Origin of the sequence: Aeromonas sp. HMWF015 (assembly GCF_963878965.1) — a bacterium.
GTDB classification, from domain to species: domain Bacteria; phylum Pseudomonadota; class Gammaproteobacteria; order Enterobacterales; family Aeromonadaceae; genus Aeromonas; species Aeromonas veronii.
This window is the reverse complement of sequence record NZ_CAWNZT010000354.1, coordinates 795-7,364: the sequence shown is the minus strand read 5'-3', so window position 1 is coordinate 7,364 and position 6,570 is coordinate 795. Positions and strand designations below refer to the sequence as shown.

General features: G+C 61.1%; 6 protein-coding genes and 1 pseudogene. 1 reads left to right on the top strand and 6 read right to left on the bottom strand.

The genetic code is table 11. The annotated features are described in order from the left end of the window. Positions 1-1,343 (top strand): annotated as a pseudogene (locus AACS18_RS17760) (hypothetical protein); the annotation flags it as partial. A gap of 83 nt (positions 1,344-1,426) precedes the next feature. Here AACS18_RS17760 and hemB read toward each other — a convergent pair. The 6 genes from hemB to ubiB form a co-directional block, all read right to left on the bottom strand. Then, the gene (gene hemB, locus AACS18_RS17755; RefSeq protein WP_108612895.1) at positions 1,427-2,443 is read right to left on the bottom strand and encodes a porphobilinogen synthase; all 1,017 of its coding nucleotides are present in this window, start codon (positions 2,441-2,443) and stop codon (positions 1,427-1,429) included. A gap of 3 nt (positions 2,444-2,446) precedes the next feature. Next, positions 2,447-3,232 carry a TatD family hydrolase gene (locus AACS18_RS17750; RefSeq protein WP_108541192.1) on the bottom strand — a complete coding sequence of 262 codons (786 nt, stop codon included), beginning with the start codon at positions 3,230-3,232 and terminating at the stop codon, positions 2,447-2,449. A 188-nt stretch (positions 3,233-3,420) separates the two neighbouring features. Further along, positions 3,421-4,176 (bottom strand): twin-arginine translocase subunit TatC, encoded by a 756-nt coding sequence (gene tatC, locus AACS18_RS17745; RefSeq protein ID WP_108541193.1) that lies wholly within the window; start codon positions 4,174-4,176, stop codon positions 3,421-3,423. Further along, entirely contained in the window at positions 4,173-4,637 is a 465-nt protein-coding gene (gene tatB, locus AACS18_RS17740) for a Sec-independent protein translocase protein TatB (protein ID WP_108541194.1), read from the bottom strand. The genes tatC and tatB overlap by 4 nt, the downstream gene beginning before the upstream one ends. A gap of 3 nt (positions 4,638-4,640) precedes the next feature. Beyond that, a complete protein-coding gene (gene tatA / locus AACS18_RS17735) occupies positions 4,641-4,892 on the bottom strand; it encodes a Sec-independent protein translocase subunit TatA (protein WP_005339385.1) in 252 nt (83 codons plus the stop codon). Between the two features lie 42 nt (positions 4,893-4,934). Then, positions 4,935-6,570 (bottom strand): ubiquinone biosynthesis regulatory protein kinase UbiB (ubiB, locus tag AACS18_RS17730; protein WP_108612896.1); only part of this gene is annotated, 1,636 nt, incomplete at its 5' end.

Below are 6,570 nucleotides of genomic sequence, written 5' to 3'. Positions count from 1 at the left end.
GTGGTGGCATCACCGGGGTCGATACCTTTAACTTTGTCAGCCACTACTACGGCAGCTGGGGCATCATTGCCCACGAATTTGGCCACGGCTTCGATGGGAAGTCCTACAGCCATGAGAGCGCGTTTGCCCGTGGCAGCCACGGCTGGCATCCCCTGATGACGGGTATGGCCAACTACCATATCCGCAAGGGCGACCTGCCCTATCTGGACGATGATCTCAACGGCTTCCACAAGCCGGAAAACGACATCTATCGCTACAACTCGGTAAGCCAAGGGGCTCGCAAGCACCGCGCTGACAGCCACATGTACTATACCGACCACTACTTCATGCAATTCTCCACCATGCCGCAAGGCTGGGTAGCCAACGGCAGCGACTTCAGTGCCGGGCAGCTGGCGGCCCTGACCAATCAGGAGCGCCTGCTGATGGGATGGATCCCCAAGGAGTCGGAGAAAGGCAATCTCTGCCGGTTCACCTTCCAGGATGGCGAACAGTACTACGGGTACGTCGAACAGCGGGCTGATGGTCTGCTCTGTGATGCCGGATCCCTGATCCGTTATCGTCAGCCCGATGGCCAGTTTGTGCCGCTGGTCTCGGCCATCAACCAGTTTGACTGGCTGTCACTCCACCACAAGGGCAAGCTGGATCAGCCAGTGCTGCACCAGAATGGTCGCCAGCTCTGCTACAAGAATGTGGCGGGCTTTTACGGTATCGGCTTCGTCAATGACAACAAACAGTGCACCCAGTTGCCCAACGTCTATCAGACCAATGGCAAGCACTGGCTGACCAGCTCCGGCTGGACCGGTCTCACCTACCTGAGCGGGGACTTCATCCTGCCCACTACCGGTAGCAGCAGTGACTTCACCGTCACCGATCTGGCGGCCGAATATCTCATCGTCAACGGCGCGATCGACTTCAACCTCACGCTGACCACCGCCAACCCGGTGACCGTCACCGCGACCCTGTTGCAGGATGGCAATCCGGTCGCCACCGGCAGCGCCCTGATCGATGGTCAGGGTTCCCTGCAGCTGACGCAGTCGGGCCTTGCGGCCGGCAGTTACGAGCTGTTGCTGGCGGGCATGGCTGAGGGGAGCAAGCAGGGCTTCGAGCGCCGCTTCACCCTGGCGTTGGTGGAACAGGCTCCGGGTGGTGACAGTGACGGTGGTAACGGCAGCTACCCGGCCTATGCTGCGGGCACCGCTTATCAGAGTGGCGAACGGGTCAGCAATAACGGTGGCGACTACGAGTGCAAACCCTGGCCCTACAGTGGGTGGTGTGGCGGCTCGACCAGCCACTATGCACCGGGTACCGGCAGCCACTGGAGCGATGCCTGGACCAAGCTGTAATCATCCGCTCGTGACCAAAAGAGAGCCATAACGATAGAGGGGGAGCCATCGGCTCCCCCTCTCGTTTATCTCTTCAACCCGGCTTAACGGGCATCTTCCTTCAGCCACTGCGCTACGCGCCTGGCGAAGTAGGTGAGGATGCCATCGGCCCCGGCCCGCTTGAAGCAGAGTAGAGACTCCATGATGGTCTCCTTCTCTTTCAGCCAGCCGTTCTGGATCGCCGCCATGTGCATGGCGTACTCGCCGCTGACCTGATAGGCGAAAGTCGGCACGCCGAACTGATCCTTCACCTGACGAACCACGTCCAGATAGGGCATGCCCGGCTTGACCATCACGCTGTCGGCCCCTTCCTGAATATCCAGCGCCACTTCGTGCAGGGCTTCGTTACTGTTGGCCGGATCCATCTGATAGGTGGCCTTGTTGCTCTTGCCGAGGTTGCCGGCAGAGCCAACCGCATCACGGAACGGGCCGTAGTAGCAGGAAGCGTACTTGGCGGAGTAGGCCATGATCTGGGTGTTGATGAAGCCGTTCTCTTCCAGCGCCGCGCGGATGGCGCCGATGCGGCCATCCATCATGTCGGACGGCGCGACTATATCGACCCCGGCTTCGGCGTGGGAGAGTGCCTGCTTGATCAGGATCTCGGTGGTGATGTCGTTCAGCACATAGCCTTCGTCATCGATGATGCCATCCTGACCGTGGGTGGTGAACGGATCGAGCGCCACGTCGGTGATGACCCCCAGCTCCGGGAAGCTGGCCTTGAGGGCACGCACAGTGCGCTGGGCCAGCCCGTTCGGGTTGTAGGCCTCTTCCGCCATCAGGCTCTTGCTCTCCAGCGGGGTCACCGGGAACAGGGCAATGGCAGGCACGCCCAGCTCCACCAACTCGGCAGCCTCTTCCAACAGCAGATCGATGGAGAGACGCTCCACCCCCGGCATGGAGGGAACGGCTTCCCGACGATTCTCCCCCTCCAGCACGAACACCGGATAGATGAGATCGTTGACGGTCAGTACGTTCTCGCGCACCAGACGACGACTGAAATCATGTTTGCGCAGACGGCGCAGGCGGCGGCCCGGAAAGGCGCCCGGAAGAGTTGTAGCCATGAATCACTCCTGGAGAGGAAGTTGGAAGAACGCGGCGGAGGTGGCCCGGGTGTGGGCCAGCAAGGCCTCGGGCGCTTCACCACGACAGGCCGCCACCACCTGGGCGATGTGCGGCAAAAAAGCAGGTTCGTTGCGTTTCGGGCGAGGTTTCAGATCCCGCGGCACCAGATAGGGGGCGTCGGTCTCGATCATCAGGCGGCCAGCTGGAATACGGGCCACCTGCTCGCGCAGCAGCTGGCCGCGGCGTTCGTCGCAGAGCCAGCCGGTCACCCCGATATGCAGCCCCAACGCCAGACACTCGTCCAGCTCCTCATCGGAACCGGTGAAGCAGTGCAGCACGGCTCCCGGTAGTTTCGGCAACCAGGGACGGAGGATCTCGATAAAACGGGCGTGGGCATCGCGGCAGTGGAGAAACACCGGCATCCCGAGCTCGGCGGCCAGTGCCAGCTGGGCGTCGAACACAGCGTCCTGCACCGGACGGGGTGAGAAGTCGCGATTGTAGTCGAGGCCGCACTCGCCAATAGCCACCACCTGTGGCAAGGCTGCCAGCTCGCGCAAGGCGGGCAGGGTCGCCTCATCGACACTCTTGGCATCGTGAGGATGGACCCCGGCGGTGGAGAAGCAGTAGCCCGGCCAGCGGGCGGCCAACTCTACGCTCTCGCGGCTGCCGGCCAGATCGGTACCGGTCAGGATCAGCGCCTCCACTCCGGCGGCACGGGCACAGGCCACCAGCTCAGCCTGCTCGCCGGCGAACTGGCTGCTGGTCAGATTTAAACCGATATCGATCATGGGATGAGACGTTCCGAACAAAAGGAATACATATCAGGTATTTGAAAACCATCTACCGAATGGGGCCTTACCATACGCCTCGAACGGGAGCATGAAAAGAGGAAGGGAGCCTCAGCTCCCCTCGTTCTGCTATTCCTGCGGACTTCGTCATCCTCTCGCCGTCCGGCGAACAAGTGACGAACAGAGCCTCAGCTCTCCACATCCGGTTGTTCCTGTTGCTCTTCATCCTCTTTCTTCACGTAGAAACGGGCGAAGAACAGACCTATCTCCCACAGCGCCCACATAGGAATGGCGAGCAGGGTCTGGGAGAAGACATCAGGCGGCGTCAGCAACATGCCGACCACAAACACCCCGACGATGACGTAGGGACGCTTCTCCTTCAGGTTCTTGGGGGTGGTCACACCGGTCCAGCACAGCAATATGGTGGCTACCGGAATTTCGAACGCCACCCCGAACGCGAAGAACAGGGTCAGTACGAAGTCCAGGTAGCTGGCGATGTCGGTCGCCACCGTCACCCCGGCGGGCGCGGTGCTGGTGAAGAAACCGAACACCAGCGGGAACACCACGTAGTAGGCGAACGCCATCCCTGCGTAGAACAGCAGGGCACTGGAGACCACCAACGGCATGATTAGCCGCCGTTCATGCTGGTACAAACCGGGGGCGATAAAGGCCCAGGCCTGATAGAGCAGATAGGGGATCGCCACGAAGAAGGAGACCACCAGGGTCAGCTTGATCGGCGTCAGGAAGGGGGTCGCCACATCCGTCGCGATCATGCTGGTCCCTTCCGGCAGCTGGCTGAGCAGCGGCTGAGCCACGAAGTCGTAGATGTTGTTGGAGAAGTAGATCAGCGCCAGAAACACCACCAAGATGGCGGAAATGGAGCGCAGCAAACGGGTTCTCAGCTCAACCAGATGGCTGATCAGGGGTTGTTCGGCCTGACTCATGGCTTCACCTCCCCTTTTACTGCGGACTCACTGACCGGCACCGGCTCGCTCTCCCGCTGGCTGTTGACCGGCGGCACATCGTGGCTCAGCTGCACTGCAGGCTCCACTGGCATGACAGCCTCAGCCTGAGCGACCGGCTCGGGGCGCGGCGGACGGATCTCGTTCTCCACCTGATAGGGGCGATTGACCGACTGGGCCGCCGCCTTGAGCTGTTCGATGGACTCCTGCAGCTCGGGGCTCAGGTTGCTCATCTGCAACTGTTCGGCCTTCTTGAGGTCGTTATGCAGCTCTTGCAACTTGAGCTCCTGCTCCAGCTCGGACTTGACCGAGTTCGCGGTCGAACGAATGAGGCGGATCCAGTGGGTAGCCGTGCGGATGGCAACCGGCAGCCGCTCGGGCCCCAGTACCACCAGTGCTACCACACCGATAACGACCAGCTCCCAAAAACCGATATCGAACATGGCTTAGGCCTGGTCTTTGTCTTTCTGTTTGGCGGTCTCACTGCTCTGAGTGGCCGCTTCGTTCAGCTGTTTCGGGGGAAACTCGGCATCTTTCTGCTCGGCCTTGGCATCAGCCGGCTCGTCGGAGAGGGCTTTCTTGAACCCTTTGACCGCCGCACCCAGATCACCGCCAATACCGCGCAGTTTCTTGGTACCGAACAGCAGCACGACGATGACTGCAATGATCAACAATTGCCAAATACTGATACCACCCATGATTTTCTCTCCAGAACAGGCGCCTGACGGCGCGGTTGTTGATTAATGGGAACGGGTTCGCAACCAGCCGACCAGCCAGCAGAGGGCTGCACCGGCGAGACTGGCTTGTCCCCACTCAATGTGTTGTTTTTGGGTCAGCAAGAATACACCCGCCAATAGCAGGCTGGCTCCAACCCCTAAGAGGTAGCGGGCCTGCCCCTGCCGACGGCTGTGACGGCGGAACTCGGCAAACATCTGGTCGAAATGACGCTGCTGATGACGGGTCTGACGCAGGGTCTCATAGACCAGTTCCGGCAGCTCAGGCAGCTTCTCGGCCCAGAATGGCGCCTTCTCCTTGATGGCGTTCAATACCGACTTGGGCCCGACCTGTTCGTGCATCCAGTTTTCGAGGAACGGCTTGGCGGTCTGCCACAAATCGAGCTGCGGGTAGAGCTGACGCCCCAACCCTTCCACATAGAGCAGGGTCTTTTGCAGCAGCACCAGCTGCGGCTGCACCGTCATATGGAAGCGGCGCGCGGTGTTGAACAGGTTGAGCAGCACGTGACCGAACGAAATTTCGGAGAGCGGCTTCTCGAAGATGGGCTCCAGCACGGTGCGAATGGCGAACTCGAACTCGTCCACCTTGGTGTCTGCCGGTACCCAGCCCGACTCCACATGCAGCTCCGCCACCCGACGATAGTCGCGGTTGAAGAAGGCAAGGAAGTTCTCCGCCAGATAGCGTTTGTCTTCCCGATTGAGGGTACCGACGATGCCGCAGTCGATGCCGATCCAGAGCGGGTTTTCCGGATGTTCGTAAGAGACGAAGATGTTGCCCGGGTGCATGTCGGCATGGAAGAAGCTGTCGCGGAACACCTGGGTGAAGAAGACCTCTACCCCGCGCTCTGCCAGCAGCTTCATGTTGGTGCCGTTGGCTTCCAACGCAGGGATGTCGGAGACCGGAATGCCGTAGATGCGTTCCATCACCAGCACCTGCTCGCGGCAGAGGTCAGTGATGATTTCAGGCACATAGAGCGCTTCGGAGCCGGTGAAGTTGCGACGCAGCTGGATGGCGTTGGCCGCTTCGCGCATCAGGTTAAGCTCGTCGAGGATGGTCTTGCGATACTCCTCCACCACCTCGATGGGGCGCAGCCGCGCGCTCTGGGGCACGAAGCGGGCCACCAGACGGGCCAGCGCCTGCATCAGTCGCAGGTCGGCCTCGATAACCGGCTCGATGTCGGGGCGGATCACCTTGATGACGATCTCGCGGCCACTCTCCTTCAGCCGGGCAGTATGCACCTGCGCGATGGAGGCCGACGCCAGCGGCGTCTCGTCGAAGTCGTCAAACAGGGTTTCGATGGGACAACCCAGGCTCAGTTCGATCTGCTGGCGCGCCGCCTGACCACAGAAGGGGGGCACCCTGTCCTGCAGCAGGGCCAGCTCCTCGGCAATGTCCGGCGGCAACAGGTCGCGGCGGGTCGAGAGCATCTGGCCAAACTTGATGAAGATGGGGCCAAGGGCCTCGAAGGCGAGGCGGATGCGGGCACCGCGGCTGAGATCCGGTTGTTTGTTCTTGAGCCAGAACAGGGAGCGACGGGCCAGACGACCCGGCCAGGGTTGATAGCGGGCGGGCACCAGTTCGTCGATGCCCTGCTCCAGCAGGATGGTGATGATGCGATAGAGGCGTTTGAACTCCTTCGGG

What these genes read in the sequence shown, in the direction of transcription:
- tatB (WP_108541194.1), bottom strand. Translation starts at nt 4,637, where the DNA reads ATGTTCGATATCGGTTTTTGGGAGCTGGTCGTTATCGGTGTGGTAGCA.
- tatA (WP_005339385.1), bottom strand. Translation starts at nt 4,892, where the DNA reads ATGGGTGGTATCAGTATTTGGCAATTGTTGATCATTGCAGTCATCGTC.
- hemB (WP_108612895.1), bottom strand. Translation starts at nt 2,443, where the DNA reads ATGGCTACAACTCTTCCGGGCGCCTTTCCGGGCCGCCGCCTGCGCCGT.
- tatC (WP_108541193.1), bottom strand. Translation starts at nt 4,176, where the DNA reads ATGAGTCAGGCCGAACAACCCCTGATCAGCCATCTGGTTGAGCTGAGA.
- AACS18_RS17750 (WP_108541192.1), bottom strand. Translation starts at nt 3,232, where the DNA reads ATGATCGATATCGGTTTAAATCTGACCAGCAGCCAGTTCGCCGGCGAG.